The organism is Pseudomonas sp. ASL4, assembly GCF_056680395.1.
Map to the genome: position 1 here is coordinate 4,796,781 of NZ_CM155280.1, position 18,014 is coordinate 4,814,794.

The following is an 18,014-nucleotide window of genomic DNA, read 5'->3' on the forward strand; positions in this document are numbered from 1 at the left end:
AATAAGAGCTTCACTCATTGGATAGAGACGGATGCGAATGGAAGCGTTAGCCACCTTTTCCACCAAAAATTTCAAGCCAACAGGCCTGAGTCCAACTCCTCAGATTGCTACATCTTTGCCAGTGTCTATCAGCACCATGGAGAAATGCTACTCGGGTGCTATCGACGGGGTTTCCTCAACAGTTTTTACTGCGGCGTTCGACCAGTCGACCAAGACGGGTAGTTACATCGCAATTGAGAGCTTCAAAGGATCTGTGAATGGGAAAGAAGGCGCCTTCAATTTCATCCACTCCGCCTCCACAACCGGAACTAATCGGGCAGATGAATTTTTCTGCATAGTTGGAGGCAGTGGTACAGGTGATTTGATAGGGATATCGGGATCGGGAGGGATCAAAATCGAAACCGATGGCACTCATCATATTTGGTTGAATTATCAACTCGAATTGGTCTGAAATAGTTATGAGTTAATGTCGCAGAGGTCATCATTGCCCTGAATGCTGCATCAAGGTAGGTGTCTTCGCCGAACGCATACCTCCCTGCTCGGGGCAATGGGTGGGGCCGAAAACGAAAAAGGCCCCGGCAAATGCCGGGGCCTGAACCCTGTCACGTAACCACAGAGCAAGAACAAGTGGCTGCTTATGCAGTCCTTCGCTCCTTAAGGCAGCAGATCGTAAGTCACGCAAGCGCGACTCGGGCTGCTGCTGTTTGCAGTGATCCACAGACCATAGCCAGGCGGCAGTTGGATCGGATACGAAAGATTCTGAGAGCCACTACCAAGAGTCATCACGATGGGCTTCCCAGAATAATCAGAGCCATTCTTCGGAGCTACGGTGCCGGTGATAAGACCGGAAAGCGCCGTGCCACTGACCGAGGCGGTACGAATTACAGCGCCTGCGACGTTGTCAGCTGGCTTGATGATCGCGTCAACGCCGTATACGTCCGAGCTGTAGAACTTTGCACCAATAGTTACTGGTTCCATTTTTTGCACCTTTTAAGTCGAATGATTGTTCGCGGAGGATTCCGCTTTCATGTCGCTCAAAGGCGATTGCTCGAGGCTCGCGGCCTTCTCATGATTCAACGTCCCGCATCGGGAACATTTGATCTGGAGCTCGGTAAACTCACCCACTCGGGCGAGAAGTCGTTTGCAATTTCCACATCTGCATTCTTTCAACATCTGCAAATTCCTTTTGCAAATTGCTTTATTTAGGTAACAAAAAGCCCCGAACTTGTCGGGGCCTTTGGCTTTCTGGCGGGCATAAAAAAACCGGCTTAGTGGCCGGCTTCTTGAGTAACTTGCCAAAGGCAAAATACTAACTATGGGGAAATCATGCCCTCAGCCGTGCGGGAAGTCAAGCAGCCTGTTTCATCTTGTAAATTACACCGCCAATTGGGCTTAAAGCACGAGCATCAATGTCGTGACAGGCATCGAAACAAAGCTGCACGAAAGGCGCCCAATCTCTGCCCCATGCAACGGATGGAAGCTCGATCCCATACTCCTCTTTCATCCAGGCGCGGAACACTTCTGGCTTGATCAGCGGATCAAGGTTAGATGACTGCCCTCCTTGGTGCATGTACCGGTAACGACGAAACACACCCTTGGCGACATACTCGGCCCGCTCCCGCTTACTGGCGGTCATACGCTCTACCCACGAGCAAGCCAGGTTGAATACGGCCTCTTCGGCCTCCTCCCTGTCATCACCGGTCGGCTCGGCCGCGTACATGGCATTGCCGAAGGCGCGCAACTGAAAGTGGAGCCGCGCTATTGCTGACTGAATATGACCAGCCAGTGCGCCGTGGATCGCTGGATTTGCAGTCGGGCCGCGCTCGGTCTTCTGTACGACAACCCCCAACTCTGCTGCATCCGAAGTCTGGCCTGGGGCCGGGTTGTAGTTGCAGTCGTGCCATGCCTGGCGCGCGGAATTTATCTTCATGCTACCCCCTTCAGTTCTCTGATCATGGCCCGGTATTCGGCCTTCATTTCCTTGAGATCCTGGATGGTGTAACGCTTGGCTTCGTGAGGGCCTTCCAGCCACTCAACACGTTCAAGGCCGATACGCCGGACCAGGGTGATTCGGTAATTCACGATGTCGCCGGATTTGTGGTTGTTGCAGGGTGCGCACTGTTTCCAGACATTGAGCGGCTCGAAGCGAAGCTCCGGATTCGCTCCTACGGTGCGATAGTGCCCGGCGTGCCATTGACCCTGGTGGTGTCGGCCGCAACTCACGCATGGCAGGGCTGCGTCACGCGCCCTCACCCACTCGTTGAACACGGTCTGCGTTTCCTTCAAGTACTGAGCCCGGGTCTTGAGCTTTACCCGCTTCTCGCGGATCTCTGCCCGCTCCTGGCGCGCCAGTGATTTACGGGCCTTCTCCTTGTTGGCGTTGGTGATCGCAATGGCGCACGGGACGCCACAGGCGGCCTGCAATTCTCTAACCGGAACAAACTCGGTCCTGCATTCGGCGTTTTTGCACTTCTTCTTCCGGAACACACGCGGGGATTTAGCGATGCCTGACTTCTTGATCACGCAGCTGCCTCCCACTGCTCAGGCATCTGCCCTTTCGGCCCGCTCCAGGTGACGCCCTTCTCGGCACCGAACACGTACATGCATTCGATAACGTCGCCGAGCTCTTGGACGCTCATGCGCTTGGTGCTGACGCCGAGCATCACCACCCCGCCGTTGACGCCCTGAGCCATGCGAATTTCTTGACGGGCCGCCGCCGTCATCAGCGCTTTCCAGTCCTCGCTGTCCAGGCGCTGCATCAGGCCGTTGACCGGCCACTCCACCTGGCGCGAGATGTCGCCGAGCATTGCCCAGAGTTTGGCGTTCTGCTCCAACGTGCGGCGAGACTTCACCGGGCGGACGATGATCTCGACGGCGCCGGCGGCGGAAAGCTCGGTGGCGAACACATACGCGACTTTGAACACTTCACGAATGCGGTTTGAGCCGGCAGACCAGAAGTGGCGCGACTTGTGAATTACGTTACCCATGGGATGCCTCCTTGCGTTGCGCAGCAACGATGGCTGCGCGGAACTTGCGCTTGCGCAGATATGTGTCGACCCGATCTGCCTGAGCCTTCTTGAGCCGCTCGCGCTTTTGCTGGGTCTTCGCCGCGTCGACGATCTGCCGCACTTCAGCAAGCTTCTCGCGCAACTGCGGTGACGGTTTAGCTTCGGAACCAGTGAGAAGCCCGGCGATGGCTTGGCCATCGGTAGTGATGGGCGCGATTCGCAGATCAGCCAGGTACTGAGTGCCAGTCTGCTGAGTGATCAGTTGCATACGGACTGCCGACTCGATCGCTGTAACCCGGCGCGCAGGATCAAGGCCGAGGGAAACGCTCCAAGTGGTCGGTTTGGCTTCAGCCCGGGCGGCAGAAACCAGACGCTCGTAGGCGCTGTTAAACGCCATCCGAGCACCGACCACGTCCCGTCGACTCAAGGCCGGCTGTGCCGCGACCATCGCCTGGCGAATCTCGGCGGTCATCACGACTGTTTCAAATTCGTCGCCTGCCGTCAGCGCAATTGACCACGCTTCGTCCTTGCCTGGGCGTCCATCGGCTGCTTGGACGCGTTGCAGAATGTCGGCCATGGACAGGCGGCCTTTCACCTCCAGCCGGCAGGCCTTCAAGGCGGCGCGGACAACCGGCACGGAATAGGCACACAGATCCTCAGCCATCATCGCCGCAGTGCCTGGGTTCATTTCCTGACCCATCGCCTCAGCCGTTGCAATGATGGCGGAAGCCAATCCGGCGACTTGGGCGTCGTTCATTTCAGAGGTACTCATTGCGCTCTCCCGCCTGGCGCTTGGCCAGGACCATTTGCGCGGCCTGCTCTGCTGCGGAGAGGTTCGCCTCGGTACGCTCCATCTGGCGGGCGGTGGTCCCGTTGATACGCTGACCAGTGACCCACTGGGTGTGGTAACTCTCGGCGTTGGCCAGCAACTCGTTGAGGCTGTGGCACTTGCGCAGCACGGCGGCGTCGCTGGTTTTCAGGAAATGCGCGGCGACGTGGTGGGCGACATCAGCACCAAGGCGGCTGACAAGCTGCCCGAGCTGGCCGCCGACCTTGGCGTTCCACACCGGCCAGGCGCCGTAGCGCTTGCGGTAAGCCATGGCGTAGTTCGCCCAGGTCTTGAACGTCTTGCAGGTCTGGTCCTTTGGGCCGGGCATGTCGGAGGGGATTTCACGGCGCGGTTGCTGGAGAGCGAATGGAACGAGCAGCCCCGTCGCGACCTTGGCGGAAGCCTGGGGCGTAATTGGTTCAATGACTGGTTCAGTGACCGATTCAAGAGAGTTACTGATTCTGGGTGCAACTGCTGCACTACCCCCTAGTGCAGGAGATTCACTAGGGGGTGAACCTGCTGCACTACCCTGGTGAATCTGCTGCGCTACCCCTGGTGCAGGAGGTGCACCACCGTCGAGGGTCAGGAAATAAACGTTCGACGAGTTCCCCTTCGGACCGCCCTTCCTTATTTCCTTGCGGAGCAGCCCCGACTCACACAAGGCAGAGATGTGGTTCATGACGGAGCGCTTGCTGATCTCGCACTGGTCGGCGATGTGCTGATAGGACGGCCAGCACTCACCAATATCACTCGCGTTGTCAGCCAGCTTGATCAAAACCAGCTTGCGCAGCGGATTGCCGACGCGAAGCTTCATCGCGGCGACCATAAGGCTCATGCTCATGCTGCACCCCCGGCGAGGACACGGAAATCTATGGTCTGACCGCCTTTCCAGCTATTGCAGGACATGCAAAGGGTTTGAAGATTAGCCATAGACGCCTCGCCACCCTTGCTCTCGGGAATGACGTGGTCAGCTCTCAAGCGCAACGGCTCCGAGCAGCCACATCGCAGGCAAGCATGGCCGTCGCGAGCAAATACCTGGGCGCGCAAACCTGAACGGATCGGAGCCTTTTTAGACCTGCGCCGCGGAGGTAGCACGGCCGGCTGATGGGCACTGGCGTAACCCATACGGTTTGGGTTCCACTCACGTCCTTTTTCCGTGAGGCGAAAACCTTCGGCACATAGCTCGATCAAGCCTGCGTCGCGCAGGGCTTTCAGCAGGCGGTAAGCGGTGTCCGGTTTGTCAGTGAGCAGAGGCAGTTCTTCGATAATCTTGCTCTTACTCCGCGCGAAGTAGATCCCGGTGTCCGTCTTGATTTGATTGGCCCAGCTCGGGCTCTCGTAGACGAAGGCAAACAGCAGGGCCTGCTGAGAATTCAGCCCCCACTCCAGCGCCTTCACTTGGTTGATCGTGACGGTGTATTGCATGTCAGCCCTTCCCAACCAATGCGGCCAGCTCAAGGAAGCGATCGACGTACCAGTGAGGTTGCGTCTCGCGAGGGGATTGGGGATTGGTGAGGTTCTTGCCGTAGGCCATGCCCTTCTCGGTCACCGACCAGAACGGAACCATTTCCTGTTTGGAGTTCTTGCGCTGCAGCTGCTTCAGGAAGCCCTTGGTTTCCAGTGCGCGGTTGAATGCCTCCGGTGACACGCGAATGCCGTTGTCTTTCAGCAAGGCCGTGGCCGACTTGGTGGGCATCGAGGAACCGCCGGCAGCATCTGGCGCGGCGTCAACGGCGTAGCCTGGGAGGAACTTAGGGTCTAGGCCGTTGTTCTGGGCAATCTTCGTGAGCATGGCCATCTGGCACGATGGCGCGGGCTTCAGCAGGCGTGTAAAGCACTCCATGATGGCGATTTCGCCGACGACCTTGGTGCCATTTAGCATGACTTGCTCGCGGGCGCCCTGCTGCTGTTCCAGCTCGCGCCAGCGGCGAATCACCTTCATGCGCATGGGGGCGTTGTAGCCGGTGAGCAGGCAGTCGGTATGCTCGCGGTCGAGCAAGTACTGGACTTGCTCCCGGTTGCGACCATCCAGATAGATGTCCTCAAAACTGAGTGCATCTACTTTCAGGTCTTTGAGCATTGCGATGATGTCGCGCTTGACGTTGTCGTGGCGCTTCCCGGTGACGTTGGCGATCTCGCGTGAGGACATCGTGGTACGCGACACGTTTTCGGAATTAACAAAACGTGTCGCGACATTGGCCTGGGTATTTACAGGAGCGCTTGAAATCTGCATGATTCACCTCACAGATGCTTTACAAGTTGTTTGCAGTTGGAAAAACCGCCGGGCCTGGCGGTTTTTTTTCGCCTGCGATTTGTGTGAATTCGATTTTCATCAGGCGGCCTTCACTGAGGCATCCATCACGTCCAGGCTCTGCCGGACATGGTTGATTTCTTGCCGGATGATGGATTTCTCGAAAGTGCTGACGTGGTCATCGTCCAGTGCTTGGTGTACTGCGATGGTCAGGTCAGCGACTTCCTTGCCGACATTGATCAGAGATTTTGTAAGTGCTTGCGGTTGCGGAGAAGACTTTGCGACCAGGTCAAAACCAAATTCATCTGCCAGCGCAGCCAGCGGGCGCATGTCGCCGGTGTGCAGCAAGATCCCGAACAAATGCTCCACGGTCAGGTGGTGAGCATCGTTATCCGGATTTGCGCGCTGAAGCAGGCCAACGTGAGGAACACCCATCTTTGCAGCCAGGGTCTTGGGCTCATTGCCCTTCACGGCTGCCTGGCACGCATCCAAAAAGTCTTCCATTCGTAAAACCTCAAATTTGTTTCCGTGGTGGCGTTACGCCAACAAGGCGATCATCTGTTCATCAACTGACCAGGGCGCACCCATGACCAATCAATCCGAATTACAAGGCGAGCTATCAGCCCTTTGTTGCTTGGTGGTAGCGCAGGCTTTCACCCTCACGCTGTCATCTAACCTCAGGCCGTGGCCTGCTTTTGATCAGATCGCCAATCCGCTACGTGATCCTCTTGGTGGTGGTAGATTGCGGGGATTTAAGTGCGCGACCGTTTCGCTCACATCAATGCGAAAGCAGATCGGTTAAGCCGCAGATTTCTGCGAAGGAAACGGACGCTGCTCTCTCGCCTGAAAGGTCCCATCCGAAAGCTCGAGCACGCGAATGTCCCGTTTTGCGGTTAGTGCTTTGTGAATGGCTGGGGCGGTGACTCGGAGAAGTCGTGCGGCCTCTGACTGACCTTTATCAGCCACGAACTTATCGAGGGGAGTCTCATACATTGGCATGCCTCTCTTGTGGACGAGGCAGATATTAACCATCTGTTAATTTTTAATCAATACCGATGGTTTCTTCTTATTTTTAACCATTGGTTTAAATTCTCGCGATGACGAAAAAACGAATTCTTCCCCCAGACCGTATGGCCGAGTGCGAGTCGGCTCACGCTCTGTTCTTGTCCAAAAAGAACGAACTGAAGTTAAGCCAGAAGAAAATCGCGGATGCTGCGGGGATGACCCCTGCCGCCGTGAACCTTTACTTCAAAGGGATAAACCCCTTGAATGCTCAATTCGCCGCCGTTTTATCCAAGATGCTTAACGAACCAATCGAGGCGTTTAGTCCGCGGCTTGCTGCTGAAATCAGATCTATGAGCAGCTCCGCTAATCCGCTCGCGGGCGGCACGGGAGCCGCGCTTAAAGTCCTTGAGATGATCCGTAAGCACGCGGGAAAGACGCTAGATGAGGCAGCCCAGAAGAAGATTGCGGATGCTGTAGCCGAGGGATTGACTGACGAGCAGAGCAGGAATGTCATCTCTGCGGATTTTTCTGGCCTTCGCGCGAAGCCAGACGAGATATTGATTCCACAGTACGACGTGCGCGCTGCCATGGGGCATGGTCAAGTGCCTGCTGACTACAACGAGGCGATTCGCAACCTGGTTGTGCGCGAGGAAGTTCTTCGCGAGAAGGGTGTGACCTATACCTCCGCGTCCGCGCTCGCGATGATCACTGGCTGGGGCCAGAGCATGGAAGGCACCATTAATGACAAGGACCCAGTGATCGTAGATCGCGGGGTCACTGAGTTTATTGGTGAAGGTGTGTACGTCGTCACCTGGCACGGGCTGCTGTACATCAAGCGCCTTCAGATGAAGGACGCGGAGAATTTCTGGTTGATTTCAGACAACAAGAATAACAAAGACCTGGAAGCGCACGTCGATGACGTGACTATCCATGCCAAGGTTTTGTTGGTCTGGAATGCACGAAAACTTTAAAAAAACCAAAGTCACCTAGCCTAGCTTAAAAACTTTTCTGACGAAATCATCGAATAACACTGGTACTCATATCAGACAAACCGGACGTAACTAGGCAAGGAGGCGCCAATTGCAACAACTTAAACCATTTTCAAGTGAGTCAAATGCTGGGATCTATCTCGGGATAGCGGGAGTCACATTAAGTATTATCGGAGTTTTGCTCTCGGTATACACATTGGCGGCTGGCGAAAAAGCTATTTGGCTTGGTATTTCTGGTTGGTCAGCAGCACTATTGGTTGGAATATTTCTGACTATCCCCCTATGGAAATTAATGACTGAGCTAACCAAATTCCATTCGGCGTACTCTGAACTATTAATTAGAGTCAACGACCTTGAGAGTGCCAATTCCAAGATCTTAGAAATTGATGCATATGTAATTTCAAAAGCGGTACGACAGCAGGTCACGAAAAGAGAAAGAAAACCCACCGAACCAAATCCACCAGTCCCTAATAGTGTTCAGGTAGAACTAGAGTCAGCAGAGGAAGCATAACGTGGACATAAATTTCGAAGAATACAATTATTACCCAGCGCTTCGTAGCAGGCCTGCAGAGATTACTGGTTACGAAAACCTTAGTAACGAACATAAAGACGCAATCATTCCGGCGTTCACACTCGGCGCCTGGCCTCGCCAACCAAACATTGAAGTCCCACTATCAAAAATCGTGAATGCCACTGCTGGCCGTCCATTCATGCTCGATTTAACGACTGAGCCGTCATTCCTTACCGACGACATAAAAAAACTGAAAGATTCCAGTACCAATTTCAAATACTGGAGAGACTTCATCAGCAGCGTAGATGCCCCTGTAATACCCATAATACAAATAACACCTGAGTCAAAAATATCTCAAATCATCAGACAGGCCAGGGAACTAGAAAAAATCGGCAGCAACAAAGTCGCCTTTAAAGTAAGAAATTTTGGTGAGGATACTGCAAAAATAATTTCAGCACTTTCGTCCTTAGACTCCATTGATAATTCAGTAGTAATTATTGACGCTGGATATGTTAGGGATACTCTCCCAGCCTGCTTGGCCGGGTGCATCTCTACTATTAATGAAATCAGGGATGAAGTTGAAGACGCAGAAATAATTATTACCGCCACTAGCTTTCCGTCTTCCGTCGTTTCCTTCTTAGATCCGAATAGCGGGGGCAAAAGAGGTCTGATAGCCATGTTTGAAGCCAAAATCCATGACGCCATAGGTTCAGGTGCAGCGATCTATGGGGATCACGGATCAATACACTCTCGAGTTTATATAACCGGCGGAGGCCGATACACACCGAGAATTGACTACCCCCTGAATGATGCATGGATATTTGAACGACGACCTGAAAACAATTCTACGGGGTATATTGATGCAGCCCAAAAACTGATTTCTTCATATGCAGAAATTGAAGATGATATGACCTGGGGGGCAGAAATGATTAGACAAGCTGCTCAAGGAAACATCGAAGGCATGAAAACCCCTGCATCCTGGATTGCAGCGCGCGTGAATATGCACATATCCAAACAAATTGATTTTAGATGCAGCGGCACAGTTGATGACGAAGAAGACTACGATGATTTAATTTGATTTTTTCCGTCTTACCAAAACCGTCTGGGGCATGCCTTCTGGTAGCGCCCCAAACTCATTTCCGAACGCAGATATATCAACACTACGCTCATACTCTCCTCCGGCCGATCTAAAAAAGCTTTGCGGTATCTCTTGCGCCTGAGAGAAAACAGCGCGCAGACTTTCGCTCTTGCTTAATAGCGGTAAACTTTCTAAAGAACCATTGACCACTCTAGCTTTGTCAAAAGCCATAAACGTTTGTCGGTATCGCTCTTTTATGCATGACAGCGCAAATGAGCGCATTTTTTTTATGGATACCAACTCTACATATCCAAGAAGTTCTTTTCTTGGAACTCCAACCTTAAAGGCTATACCTTCGGATTTTAGCAACCGCTCAATTTCAACTCTAGTAATTAAACTGGCAAGGTATTGAGAGTTTTTTACTTCATCGATCCTCCCTGCCCTAACTTGTCTAAACTCTACTTTATCAGCCTTTAAATACACCTCTAATATCCCCACCTCTGGAGGATAACTCTCAGAGATATCAGAGATAAATTTCGATGCAGCCACAACGGTGACCTTATCAAAATGACGCCTAAACGACTCAATTTGTCCCGGAAGCCTTTTTAACGAGTCAAAGGCACTTTTAATTTCAAATCCGTACAATCTACCATTAGCAACAGCAATATCAGCTCGTCGAGCCCAGTTCGCTACCACCATTTCGTTGATTACGACAGCGTCGCACACCATACCTTTGGCATAAAGCCAATCGATAAGCGCTGCCTTAATGGCCTTTTCCTTGATCACAAAATCACCAACAAGCTTGACGCAATGAAAAGATTTTAGGTGCGTTTAAAGCACCTCTGATTGCGTAATAATACACCAATAACTCATATGTCGCCCTGCACCTGTCGATACCATTCGACAGGGAGTTAAGCTTTTCCAACTAGAAAGGTGCCGACTCGACGATGGCCTCCAAGTATTCAGGCTCAATAACTCGGTCATCGTCAGTCGGTACATTCCACTTCAGCGTGACGGTGCCGTCGTCGTTGAATGTCATGTCAATACCGTCGGTTCCGCCCAGGACCCCAAGCACCTCATCCCACTCCCGCTCCCCATCTGTGTCCAGGCGGTGAATCGTTACCCAACGCTGAATCTGCGCAACAGGTGATCCAATCATCGCCGACACCCTCAAACCGAGCCGCTCCAGGCCAGTCATCGCCTGTGGCATCTGCTGCGCCTGATTTTGCTTTTCAATCACTCCAACCTCCAAAAGCTGTACATCCATACAGTTATCAAGCAAAGCATAAGCTATTCTCGCCAAAATTAAATAAACCATCGGTATTGACGAATAAATTTACCGATGGTTAACTTGTTGCCATCGCAGCGACAGACGGCCGTTGCGAAGAGCCTCAACGCTCGCCGCTCTTTAGCTCTACCGCTTCACCTTGCCGGATCACCACCGGCCCAGATTCAAAGGCAGCGATGAACCGGCCTCAACGGTTCAGAGGGTTGGCAACTGACCCGGGCGTGCAGCGTAAAGCGCCAAGAACAGTTATCCAGCGGGAGAACAAGCCGAAAGGCCCGTGGCTGGAAGAACAATTTGAGATAGGCCGGTGACCGACGCCAGTAGCGGGCCACGGCTCCACAGATTTACTGATGCCGCTTCGATGAGGCGGCATTGGAAATCAACGGAGTAAGCAGCGTGAGCGAAGAAGAGCGAGAGCGAGACCAGTTAATGCAACTTATCGGAATCATGGCTGGCGGGATTGGCTATGGCGAGCTGGGCGCAATGCTGGCTGCTCGCAACCTGTACCGCGAGGCTGCTCGATCCAATAAAGACAGCCAGGCGCTGGCGCGCAACCACAAGCCTGCCGGGCCAGGGGTAGCGCCACTCCAGGCTGAAAAGCTTTCGATGTCGGTTGACGAGGCGGCCGGAGTAATAGGCATAACAAGGCGGGGCGTTCTGGCGTGCATCAGCTCGGGCTCACTTAAGAGCTTCAAGATTGGAAACAACCAATTGATCTTGGCTGAAGAGCTTAAGACATGGCTTCATATTCAAAGTAATGGAGATACGAAATGAAACCTTCGGATATCAAAGAGCCTCGTCATAAGGAGTTCTTCGAGCAGGCAAAGAAAGAGATGGAGGCAGTCACTGCTTCTGCAGCGACCTCTATTATTGCCGACAGTGTGGCGGTCAACAGGCAGCTCATAGGATTCCTTGTGGAGTCGCGCCATGCAGTTGAGCAAGAAGCCGTCCTTGTAATTGATGCGATGTGCCTTGCGTTTGATGGCAAATCCGAAAAGCTCAGAACGCTCAAATCAGTTACTGAGCAAGTCTCTGCTGAGTCGGCATTTATGAAGAGCGCTCTCAGCTCTATCGAAACGAAAACATCTGAAATAGTGCGCCTGACTTCGGCAATTGACGGGCTGTCGTCCAGCATGGAGCGATTCAAGGCTCTCGTCGAAGATGGCACGCTGGATCGTGCTGCTCGCGCCGCTCAAGCCCTGTCCTGACCTTTTCCTGATGCACCTGGTTACCCGAGGGCATTGGGGAAATCACCCCGCGATCTGGTTCGAGAGAGGACCAACGCCGGAAATTGTTGCAAGGAAGCACTGCCACTTGGTGAGCGTCACGTCAGTATCCTCGCCAAGCATGATGCAGGCTTTTTTATGGCCTACTGCGCGCATCCACCCTGAGACACTCGAATCAGACTTGCATGCTGTAGCAAGCTTGGAGGAGAGCGCTTTCTCGGTCATGGAGTCGCACACACTCATAAGCTCTGCGTATTTCAATTTCTGGCTTTTGCTCTTACCTGCTTTTTCGCCAAATTTATAAGTAATTTGAAGTCCGGAGATGAATGCAACCAACAGCCCGACAACAGTTCGCGACGTAACGGTAGACATTATCGATGCGCCAAGAAAAAGTAGCAGGAATGCCAGAAAGCGATCGATTCTACGATTAAATGCCTCGCAGGCTTCCTCTACGCAGAACGAGTTGTACAAATTGAATTTCGCATCGCTTACGCGTTCTTGGCTCATCGAATTACTCCTATTTACCACCTTCCTTTTTCTCTGTGGGCGGTGGTGGTGGTGGCTTTCTTGCAAAAACTGTCTGATGGTCATGCACCACAACGCGGCTTCCGCCGTTTGAATTTTTCTTATCGCTCATTGTTAACCCTCGTTTGCGTTGCTGCTTGGTGGAACTTGGAGCCTAGCGCAAAACCCGACACCTGGGCAGTGGTGAGCTGGCTGCAGGCAATTACTTACCAACCAGCGCCACGTCAGCCTGACGATAACTGCCCGAGCACTTGGTACTCCCCAGCACCAGGCCGCATCGGAGTGTGATCTAACCCAGACCCGTTTTGCCCGGCAGCTGTCGGAGCATCGCTTCACAGTGGCGGCTAGATCACACCCCGATGCGGACGAAACTGCGGCCTATAACCGCCCACCTGCATCAAATCGCAGGCACGTTAACCCGCGATTCAATATTTCGGGTCTTGACCAGCAACCATATGGAGCTGATCAGGCAAAGAACGATGACAGCAATCGACAGTGGCAAGTGAAACAGGTGGGAGCCGGCAACAGCGAAGCCGGTGTGAATGACGAACGTCAGCACTCCTAGACCAGCACAAATTTTGGCGTACAAAAAAGCACTGCTCGTACCAAGCAAAACATGCCGATAACCAATCAACAAAAAGGGAACGGCCACGGCATTGAAAAGGAGAAAGCCCTGTATTCCGCCGGGCACATAAAGCATCTCCCATTCGCGCCAAAAGGCCGCATCTATCTGATGTAGAACCAGCAAAAGAGTCGTCAAAAAGTAGCTTCTTTCCATTTAAGCAGCCCCCAGCGGGTTAGTGATTTTCGTCCATGCTCACAGCGCTGAAGATCATAAGAGGTACTGCCACGAAACGCTAACTCATCACCGTTTCAAGTAAGTCTTTTGATTGCACTAGCAGCGACATCGCACCGCTACACGCTGCCGACCCTCCCCCGACCAAACCCGCATGCACTCCCCTCCGCGCCCAACGGCAACCAGCGGAACGGATGAGTGCAGCCGAGTTTTGTTGGATAAACACCCGCCACTTTGGAGCCGACCATGTCAGCACTACGCAAAGCTCAGTTTGAGTACGACGAACTTCTGCCGCCGCCAGTCAGCGAGCGTGACCAGGCGGAAACAGAGTGGTTTGAGCACTCCGCTGAACAGTTGGTATGCGGCTCGGACGTAACGTGGAAGCGCCGATCTAGCCCGGAGCGGAAGGTGACCAAGGCGGAGTACGCCGAACACCTGCAGCTGCATCTGACCCAGCGGCAGATCGACGGACTAGATGATCGTGACTCGTTCGCTAACCTGGTGCTGGCGGTGGTCGTAGGTAGCCCGGCCGAGGCGCTGACCCACGCCAAGCACTTGCTGGGCAGTAACAGCCCGGTCACGCAGCTCGAAGCAATCGCCGCCACCTTTCTTCGCTCGCACGCCGCCGATGCGGTGGCTGCCGAGCAGGAAGCAGCCGAGGACGACGTGGATGGTGATTTGTGAGCCCTCACATTCTGATTGACCAAGCCCTCGATGGTGTTGCCACACCATTCGGCTCTGAAGACATCAGCCTACTGGTCCAGGCACTGATCACACGCCTCTTCACCGACGGCGCGATCACCATCGACGAGTTCAACCACTACTGCAAGCGGCTGCGCGACATCTGTCAGCGGCGCAAGGAGGGAGCATGAGTACGGCACCGGTTAAATCGCTGATTGACGAGCAGCTAGAAGACATCAGCGCTCACAACCTTCGCGAGGCTTACGGCCTGGCCGAACGGCGCGGGTTCTTCGGTGCACCAGTCGAGCAATACGCCGAGCCTGGATATGGCGGCCGTGTTCTCCAAGTGCTGCGCTACCGAGTGCAGAAAAAAGACTCGCGACAATGAGTAGTCGCCAGCCCGGCCGCCGCATCGTCTTCTGGCGCAGCTCGTTCTTCGCGCTCGCCACCTGCACCGCCCTCATGTTGTTCGGCGCCCTCTGCGCGCCAATCCCTCAATAACACACACCATTCAAGAGCTGCGCCCGGGCGCGGCAAGGAATTGTCATGTCCGCACAAAGCGTGGCGCCGGTGGCGCACGAACAAACTCTGCACATTCTTCCCCATGCAGCGACCAGCACCAGCGCCCTGGTGCTCGACGGCGACAGCCTCGACAAGATGATGCGCCTGGCCGACGTCATGGCCACCGGCCGCGCCACCGTGCCGAAGCACTTCAACGGCAACTCCGCCGACTGCCTCGCAGTGATCATGCAGTCGATGCAGTGGAAGATGAACCCCTTCGCGGTTGCACAGAAAACGCACCTGGTGAACGGCGTGCTCGGCTACGAGGCCCAGTTGGTCAACGCGGTGATCACCACCTGCGCACCGGTTCTGGATCGTCTCCACTACGAGTGGTACGGCGCTTGGGAAAAGGTGATTGGCAAGTTCGACATCAAGACCAATAGCGAAGGCAAACAATACCGCCAGCCAGGCTGGAAACTCGAAGACGAGGAAGGCCTGGGCGTGAAAGTCTGGGCCACCTTCCGCGGTGAAGCCGAACCGCGCGTTCTGGAGCTGCTTCTCGCTCAGGCCCGCACTCGCAACAGCACGCTCTGGGCTGACGATCCGCGCCAGCAGCTGGCCTACCTCGCCACAAAACGCTGGTCACGCTTGTATTGCCCTGACGTGATCCTTGGCGTGTACAGCCCGGACGAACTCGAGGAAAGCGCCCCGCCCGCCCGCGATGTTTCACCCCGAAAAGGCGCGGCGCCGACGGCATTACCCAACTACCCGGAAGAAAAGTTCGAAACGATGCTGCCTACCTGGCAAAGCGGCGTCGACCAAGGAAAGACAGACGCTGAAAGCCTGATCGCCTTCCTTGAATCCAAATACACGCTCAGCGCCGAGCAGACCGATCGCATCCACCGCATGGCGCCCATTACAGGAGAAACCGAATGAAGATTCATAACGTAGCTCAGGGCTCCGAAGCCTGGCATGCGCTCCGCGCCAACTACTTCACCGCCTCCGAGGCGCCAGCCATGATGGGCACCTCGAAGCAGATGAAACGCACTGAACTGCTAAGCGCCAAAAAGACTGGCCTCGACCGCGACGTGTCGTGGTGGGTGCAGAAACACCTGTTCGACAAAGGCCACGAAGCTGAAGCCCTGGCCCGGCCGATTCTGGAAGCGCGGATCGGTGAAGACCTCTTTCCCGTCGTCGGTACCGACGGCGATCTACTCGCCTCGCTCGACGGCTGCACCATGCTCGGCGAAACGCTGTTCGAGCACAAAATGTGGAACGAGCAATTGGCCGCCGACGTGTTGGCCGGCAACCTAGACCCGCACTATTACTGGCAGCTAGAGCAGCAGCTGCTAGTGAGCGGCGCCGAGAAAGTAATCTTCGTTTGCTCCGACGGCACCGAAGACAATTTCGTGTCGATGGAATACACACCGGTACCGGGACGCGCTGCAACACTCGTCGCCGGCTGGAAGCAGTTCCAAGCTGACTTGCTCGACTTCACCCCTGCCGAGGTGGTGCCCGAAGCAGTCGGCAAGACACCGGAAAGCCTCCCGGCGCTGCGCATCGAAGTCACCGGCATGGTCACCGCCAGCAACCTGGAGCAGTTCAAGGCTCACTCTCTGGCCGTCTTTAACTCGATCAACACCGAGCTCGAAACGGATCAGCACTTCGCCGACGCCGAGAAAGCAGTCAAGTGGTGCGGTGATGTCGAGGAGCGCCTGGAAGCTGCCAAGCAGCACGCCCTGAGCCAAACCGAAAGCATCGACGATCTGTTTAAGACCATCGACGATATCGCCGCTGAAGCGCGACGCAAGCGTCTAGAGTTGAACAAGCTGGTGACGGCTCGCAAGATCAGCATCCGCGAAGACATCGTCATGAATGCCGCCAAGGCGCTTCAGGCGTACATCGATCAGATCAACACCTCGCTGGGCGGCAAGGCCCGCATGCCTGCCGTGCCCGCCGACTTCGCCGGCGCCATCAAGGGCAAGAAGTCCATCAGCAGCCTGCGCGACGCTGCCGACTCGGAGCTGGCCCGGGCCAAAATTGCCGCCAGTCAAGTCGGTGACAGCATCCGCGCTAACTTGGCCAGCCTGGTCGAGCTCGCCGCCGATCACCTGTTCCTGTTCAACGATACCCAGCAGTTGGTGCTCAAGGCCAATGACGACTTGGTTGCTCTGATCAAGGTACGGATTTCGGAGCATCAGGCGGCTGAGGCCAAGAAGGAAGAAGAGCAGCGCGAGCGGATTCGCACCGAAGAGCGCCAGCGCCTGGAGCGGGAGCAGCAAGAAGCAGCGCGTGTTGCGGCGGCCGAATTGGCGTCGCCTCCCCCAACGAAAGCAGTCCCCGCAGTTGCAACGATCGTAAAGCCTGCTGCCTCAGCGAAACCGGTGGGCTACCGCGCCAAAGTCACCGATCTGGAGGCCCTGGTACACGCGGTTGCCGGCGGACTGGCGCCGCTCAGCGTGCTAACTGTCGACTGGGATGCATTGGATGCGCTGGTCGCCCAGCAGGGTTCGCAGTTCAGCATGGCCGGCGTAACTCTGGTGAACGCTGCGGCATGAGCAAGATCAAGCGAGTAGTGAATCAACGACGCCGGCAGTCCTGGCTGGACCTGCCGGCCAGTGGCATAGAAGAGGTTGGCCATGGCCAAGACTGGAAAAGAGCGATCAGCGAAGGCCGCCGAGAAGCGGATCGAGTACGACGAGAAGGAACTGCGGCACCGGGTCAGGCTCGGCACCCGGCAGAAGCTTGACGAGCTGATGGCCTGGAACGATATAGAGGAAATGAGCGAGGCGGTGCAGAACTTGATTCTGAACGCTCACGCGCTCGGGCCGACGCTGTCGTATCAGGCGATTGGCAGTCCGCGCCACAAAGTGCAAATAAGCGAAAACGTGGCGCGGATGTTTCGGAATGAAAGCCTGGCTGAGCTAAAGCGCGACCCGGGTGATGAAATAATAACGCCCAGGGACTCGCTTGGCGCTTAGTTACTAATCAAGACTGCTTTTTAGACTCTTTGAGCTGCGCAATAAGATGTCCAGCGAATTGCTTGCCTTTTTCAACAGCTTCCTCAAACGAGGACCAGTCTTTATCTAAACCCCCTGGGGTCTTCGCATGATTAATTGGAGCCCCCAACTCTTCGACGTGAATCCTGACTCCTGATGGGACTGTTCCTTTGTCAGCCCAGCTAAAAATCAACGAAATATCGTAGATAGACTCTTGGTAATTAATATTTCGAGGACGGTCTTCTGCAAGCTTCACATCAGTCATTCTGAATCTCCTTTACCGGCTCCATGCCGGGCCGAACACAAATACCCCACTTCAACGAATCA

Annotated in this window: 28 protein-coding genes and 1 pseudogene; 12 read left to right on the forward strand and 17 right to left on the reverse strand. The window is 54.7% G+C overall.

All coding sequences use genetic code 11. The annotated features are described in order from the left end of the window. The first annotated feature begins 37 nt into the window (after positions 1–37). Complete coding sequence (locus tag AC1MEW_RS21585; protein ID WP_480423612.1) at positions 38–451, forward strand: DUF3224 domain-containing protein; 414 nt, start codon at positions 38–40, stop codon at positions 449–451. Between the two features lie 203 nt (positions 452–654). On the opposite strand, the gene AC1MEW_RS21590 is transcribed toward AC1MEW_RS21585, so the two are convergent. The 12 genes and pseudogenes from AC1MEW_RS21590 to AC1MEW_RS21645 all read right to left on the reverse strand — a co-directional run bounded on the left by AC1MEW_RS21590 (position 655) and on the right by AC1MEW_RS21645 (position 7,120). Beyond that, on the reverse strand, positions 655–978 hold the full coding sequence (locus AC1MEW_RS21590; protein WP_480423614.1) for a hypothetical protein: 324 nt from the start codon (positions 976–978) through the stop codon (positions 655–657). 12 nt (positions 979–990) lie between these two features. Then, the gene (locus AC1MEW_RS21595) at positions 991–1,173 is read right to left on the reverse strand and encodes a Com family DNA-binding transcriptional regulator (protein ID WP_480423616.1); all 183 of its coding nucleotides are present in this window, start codon (positions 1,171–1,173) and stop codon (positions 991–993) included. Positions 1,174–1,348: 175 nt separating this feature from the next. Next, positions 1,349–1,930, reverse strand: coding sequence for a hypothetical protein (locus tag AC1MEW_RS21600; RefSeq protein WP_480423618.1), 582 nt, complete (start codon positions 1,928–1,930; stop codon positions 1,349–1,351). Further along, a complete protein-coding gene (locus tag AC1MEW_RS21605; RefSeq protein ID WP_480423619.1) occupies positions 1,927–2,523 on the reverse strand; it encodes a recombination protein NinG in 597 nt (198 codons plus the stop codon). Before AC1MEW_RS21605 ends, AC1MEW_RS21600 begins: the two co-directional genes overlap by 4 nt. Continuing rightward, positions 2,520–2,987, reverse strand: a complete 468-nt coding sequence (locus AC1MEW_RS21610) for a recombination protein NinB (RefSeq protein ID WP_480423622.1) — start codon at positions 2,985–2,987, stop codon at positions 2,520–2,522. Before AC1MEW_RS21610 ends, AC1MEW_RS21605 begins: the two co-directional genes overlap by 4 nt. Continuing rightward, a complete protein-coding gene (locus AC1MEW_RS21615; protein ID WP_480423624.1) occupies positions 2,980–3,780 on the reverse strand; it encodes a hypothetical protein in 801 nt (266 codons plus the stop codon). Before AC1MEW_RS21615 ends, AC1MEW_RS21610 begins: the two co-directional genes overlap by 8 nt. Continuing rightward, entirely contained in the window at positions 3,767–4,678 is a 912-nt protein-coding gene (locus AC1MEW_RS21620) for a helix-turn-helix domain-containing protein (protein WP_480423626.1), read from the reverse strand. Before AC1MEW_RS21620 ends, AC1MEW_RS21615 begins: the two co-directional genes overlap by 14 nt. Further along, positions 4,675–4,962, reverse strand: a complete 288-nt coding sequence (locus AC1MEW_RS21625; RefSeq protein WP_480427311.1) for an HNH endonuclease — start codon at positions 4,960–4,962, stop codon at positions 4,675–4,677. The genes AC1MEW_RS21620 and AC1MEW_RS21625 overlap by 4 nt, the downstream gene beginning before the upstream one ends. A 2-nt stretch (positions 4,963–4,964) precedes the next feature. Further along, positions 4,965–5,262: pseudogene (locus AC1MEW_RS21630) on the reverse strand (phage replication protein); the annotation flags it as partial. A gap of 1 nt (position 5,263) precedes the next feature. Next, positions 5,264–5,986: a Rha family transcriptional regulator gene (locus tag AC1MEW_RS21635; protein ID WP_480427312.1), complete on the reverse strand. Its 723-nt coding sequence runs from the start codon at positions 5,984–5,986 to the stop codon at positions 5,264–5,266. Positions 5,987–6,169: 183 nt separating this feature from the next. Further along, positions 6,170–6,592 (reverse strand): phage regulatory CII family protein, encoded by a 423-nt coding sequence (locus tag AC1MEW_RS21640; RefSeq protein WP_480423628.1) that lies wholly within the window; start codon positions 6,590–6,592, stop codon positions 6,170–6,172. Positions 6,593–6,886: 294 nt separating this feature from the next. Beyond that, a complete protein-coding gene (locus tag AC1MEW_RS21645; protein WP_480423629.1) occupies positions 6,887–7,120 on the reverse strand; it encodes a Cro/CI family transcriptional regulator in 234 nt (77 codons plus the stop codon). A gap of 65 nt (positions 7,121–7,185) precedes the next feature. Between AC1MEW_RS21645 and AC1MEW_RS21650 the strand changes: the two genes are divergently transcribed. The 3 genes from AC1MEW_RS21650 (at position 7,186) to AC1MEW_RS21660 (ending at position 9,671) form a co-directional block, all read left to right on the forward strand. Further along, the gene (locus tag AC1MEW_RS21650; RefSeq protein ID WP_480423631.1) at positions 7,186–8,064 is read left to right on the forward strand and encodes a S24 family peptidase; all 879 of its coding nucleotides are present in this window, start codon (positions 7,186–7,188) and stop codon (positions 8,062–8,064) included. A 109-nt stretch (positions 8,065–8,173) separates the two neighbouring features. Beyond that, positions 8,174–8,593 carry a hypothetical protein gene (locus AC1MEW_RS21655; protein WP_480423633.1) on the forward strand — a complete coding sequence of 140 codons (420 nt, stop codon included), beginning with the start codon at positions 8,174–8,176 and terminating at the stop codon, positions 8,591–8,593. A gap of 1 nt (position 8,594) precedes the next feature. Next, entirely contained in the window at positions 8,595–9,671 is a 1,077-nt protein-coding gene (locus tag AC1MEW_RS21660) for a beta family protein (protein ID WP_480423635.1), read from the forward strand. Here AC1MEW_RS21660 and AC1MEW_RS21665 read toward each other — a convergent pair. Both AC1MEW_RS21665 and AC1MEW_RS21670 read right to left on the reverse strand, forming a co-directional pair. After that, on the reverse strand, positions 9,663–10,457 hold the full coding sequence (locus tag AC1MEW_RS21665) for a sce7726 family protein (protein WP_480423637.1): 795 nt from the start codon (positions 10,455–10,457) through the stop codon (positions 9,663–9,665). The two genes, AC1MEW_RS21660 and AC1MEW_RS21665, sit on opposite strands and share 9 nt — an antisense overlap. A gap of 139 nt (positions 10,458–10,596) precedes the next feature. Continuing rightward, complete coding sequence (locus AC1MEW_RS21670; RefSeq protein ID WP_480423639.1) at positions 10,597–10,938, reverse strand: DUF1654 domain-containing protein; 342 nt, start codon at positions 10,936–10,938, stop codon at positions 10,597–10,599. Positions 10,939–11,355: 417 nt separating this feature from the next. On the opposite strand from AC1MEW_RS21670, the gene AC1MEW_RS21675 reads away from it, so the two are divergent. Together AC1MEW_RS21675 and AC1MEW_RS21680 are read left to right on the forward strand one after the other, a co-directional pair. Further along, the gene (locus AC1MEW_RS21675; protein ID WP_480423641.1) at positions 11,356–11,733 is read left to right on the forward strand and encodes an excisionase family DNA-binding protein; all 378 of its coding nucleotides are present in this window, start codon (positions 11,356–11,358) and stop codon (positions 11,731–11,733) included. Then, positions 11,730–12,167, forward strand: a complete 438-nt coding sequence (locus tag AC1MEW_RS21680) for a hypothetical protein (protein ID WP_480423643.1) — start codon at positions 11,730–11,732, stop codon at positions 12,165–12,167. Before AC1MEW_RS21675 ends, AC1MEW_RS21680 begins: the two co-directional genes overlap by 4 nt. A gap of 42 nt (positions 12,168–12,209) precedes the next feature. On the opposite strand, the gene AC1MEW_RS21685 is transcribed toward AC1MEW_RS21680, so the two are convergent. Further along, complete coding sequence (locus AC1MEW_RS21685) at positions 12,210–12,692, reverse strand: hypothetical protein (protein ID WP_480423645.1); 483 nt, start codon at positions 12,690–12,692, stop codon at positions 12,210–12,212. A 415-nt stretch (positions 12,693–13,107) separates the two neighbouring features. Beyond that, on the reverse strand, positions 13,108–13,488 hold the full coding sequence (locus AC1MEW_RS21690; RefSeq protein ID WP_480423647.1) for a DUF6713 family protein: 381 nt from the start codon (positions 13,486–13,488) through the stop codon (positions 13,108–13,110). A gap of 426 nt (positions 13,489–13,914) precedes the next feature. On the opposite strand from AC1MEW_RS21690, the gene AC1MEW_RS21695 reads away from it, so the two are divergent. The 6 genes from AC1MEW_RS21695 (at position 13,915) to AC1MEW_RS21720 (ending at position 17,669) form a co-directional block, all read left to right on the forward strand. Beyond that, complete coding sequence (locus tag AC1MEW_RS21695; protein ID WP_480423649.1) at positions 13,915–14,190, forward strand: hypothetical protein; 276 nt, start codon at positions 13,915–13,917, stop codon at positions 14,188–14,190. Then, on the forward strand, positions 14,187–14,378 hold the full coding sequence (locus tag AC1MEW_RS21700; RefSeq protein ID WP_480423650.1) for a hypothetical protein: 192 nt from the start codon (positions 14,187–14,189) through the stop codon (positions 14,376–14,378). The genes AC1MEW_RS21695 and AC1MEW_RS21700 overlap by 4 nt, the downstream gene beginning before the upstream one ends. Next, the gene (locus tag AC1MEW_RS21705; RefSeq protein WP_480423651.1) at positions 14,375–14,575 is read left to right on the forward strand and encodes a hypothetical protein; all 201 of its coding nucleotides are present in this window, start codon (positions 14,375–14,377) and stop codon (positions 14,573–14,575) included. Before AC1MEW_RS21700 ends, AC1MEW_RS21705 begins: the two co-directional genes overlap by 4 nt. A gap of 158 nt (positions 14,576–14,733) precedes the next feature. Then, positions 14,734–15,624 (forward strand): recombinase RecT, encoded by an 891-nt coding sequence (gene recT / locus AC1MEW_RS21710; RefSeq protein ID WP_480423653.1) that lies wholly within the window; start codon positions 14,734–14,736, stop codon positions 15,622–15,624. Then, positions 15,621–17,246, forward strand: coding sequence for a YqaJ viral recombinase family protein (locus AC1MEW_RS21715; protein WP_480423656.1), 1,626 nt, complete (start codon positions 15,621–15,623; stop codon positions 17,244–17,246). The genes recT and AC1MEW_RS21715 overlap by 4 nt, the downstream gene beginning before the upstream one ends. An 81-nt stretch (positions 17,247–17,327) precedes the next feature. After that, positions 17,328–17,669, forward strand: a complete 342-nt coding sequence (locus AC1MEW_RS21720) for a hypothetical protein (protein WP_480423657.1) — start codon at positions 17,328–17,330, stop codon at positions 17,667–17,669. Positions 17,670–17,676: 7 nt separating this feature from the next. Here AC1MEW_RS21720 and AC1MEW_RS21725 read toward each other — a convergent pair whose 3' ends face one another. Then, complete coding sequence (locus AC1MEW_RS21725) at positions 17,677–17,952, reverse strand: hypothetical protein (RefSeq protein WP_480423658.1); 276 nt, start codon at positions 17,950–17,952, stop codon at positions 17,677–17,679. Positions 17,953–18,014: the final 62 nt, after the last annotated feature.

What these genes read in the sequence shown, in the direction of transcription:
- AC1MEW_RS21585 (WP_480423612.1), top strand. Translation starts at nt 38, where the DNA reads ATGGAAGCGTTAGCCACCTTTTCCACCAAAAATTTCAAGCCAACAGGC.
- AC1MEW_RS21590 (WP_480423614.1), bottom strand. Translation starts at nt 978, where the DNA reads ATGGAACCAGTAACTATTGGTGCAAAGTTCTACAGCTCGGACGTATAC.
- AC1MEW_RS21595 (WP_480423616.1), bottom strand. Translation starts at nt 1,173, where the DNA reads ATGTTGAAAGAATGCAGATGTGGAAATTGCAAACGACTTCTCGCCCGA.
- AC1MEW_RS21600 (WP_480423618.1), bottom strand. Translation starts at nt 1,930, where the DNA reads ATGAAGATAAATTCCGCGCGCCAGGCATGGCACGACTGCAACTACAAC.
- AC1MEW_RS21610 (WP_480423622.1), bottom strand. Translation starts at nt 2,987, where the DNA reads ATGGGTAACGTAATTCACAAGTCGCGCCACTTCTGGTCTGCCGGCTCA.
- AC1MEW_RS21615 (WP_480423624.1), bottom strand. Translation starts at nt 3,780, where the DNA reads ATGAGTACCTCTGAAATGAACGACGCCCAAGTCGCCGGATTGGCTTCC.
- AC1MEW_RS21620 (WP_480423626.1), bottom strand. Translation starts at nt 4,678, where the DNA reads ATGAGCATGAGCCTTATGGTCGCCGCGATGAAGCTTCGCGTCGGCAAT.
- AC1MEW_RS21625 (WP_480427311.1), bottom strand. Translation starts at nt 4,962, where the DNA reads ATGGGTTACGCCAGTGCCCATCAGCCGGCCGTGCTACCTCCGCGGCGC.
- AC1MEW_RS21635 (WP_480427312.1), bottom strand. Translation starts at nt 5,986, where the DNA reads ATGTCCTCACGCGAGATCGCCAACGTCACCGGGAAGCGCCACGACAAC.
- AC1MEW_RS21640 (WP_480423628.1), bottom strand. Translation starts at nt 6,592, where the DNA reads ATGGAAGACTTTTTGGATGCGTGCCAGGCAGCCGTGAAGGGCAATGAG.
- AC1MEW_RS21645 (WP_480423629.1), bottom strand. Translation starts at nt 7,120, where the DNA reads ATGGTTAATATCTGCCTCGTCCACAAGAGAGGCATGCCAATGTATGAG.
- AC1MEW_RS21650 (WP_480423631.1), top strand. Translation starts at nt 7,186, where the DNA reads ATGACGAAAAAACGAATTCTTCCCCCAGACCGTATGGCCGAGTGCGAG.
- AC1MEW_RS21670 (WP_480423639.1), bottom strand. Translation starts at nt 10,938, where the DNA reads ATGGATGTACAGCTTTTGGAGGTTGGAGTGATTGAAAAGCAAAATCAG.
- AC1MEW_RS21680 (WP_480423643.1), top strand. Translation starts at nt 11,730, where the DNA reads ATGAAACCTTCGGATATCAAAGAGCCTCGTCATAAGGAGTTCTTCGAG.
- AC1MEW_RS21685 (WP_480423645.1), bottom strand. Translation starts at nt 12,692, where the DNA reads ATGAGCCAAGAACGCGTAAGCGATGCGAAATTCAATTTGTACAACTCG.
- AC1MEW_RS21690 (WP_480423647.1), bottom strand. Translation starts at nt 13,488, where the DNA reads ATGGAAAGAAGCTACTTTTTGACGACTCTTTTGCTGGTTCTACATCAG.
- AC1MEW_RS21705 (WP_480423651.1), top strand. Translation starts at nt 14,375, where the DNA reads ATGAGTACGGCACCGGTTAAATCGCTGATTGACGAGCAGCTAGAAGAC.
- recT (WP_480423653.1), top strand. Translation starts at nt 14,734, where the DNA reads ATGTCCGCACAAAGCGTGGCGCCGGTGGCGCACGAACAAACTCTGCAC.
- AC1MEW_RS21715 (WP_480423656.1), top strand. Translation starts at nt 15,621, where the DNA reads ATGAAGATTCATAACGTAGCTCAGGGCTCCGAAGCCTGGCATGCGCTC.
- AC1MEW_RS21720 (WP_480423657.1), top strand. Translation starts at nt 17,328, where the DNA reads ATGGCCAAGACTGGAAAAGAGCGATCAGCGAAGGCCGCCGAGAAGCGG.
- AC1MEW_RS21725 (WP_480423658.1), bottom strand. Translation starts at nt 17,952, where the DNA reads ATGACTGATGTGAAGCTTGCAGAAGACCGTCCTCGAAATATTAATTAC.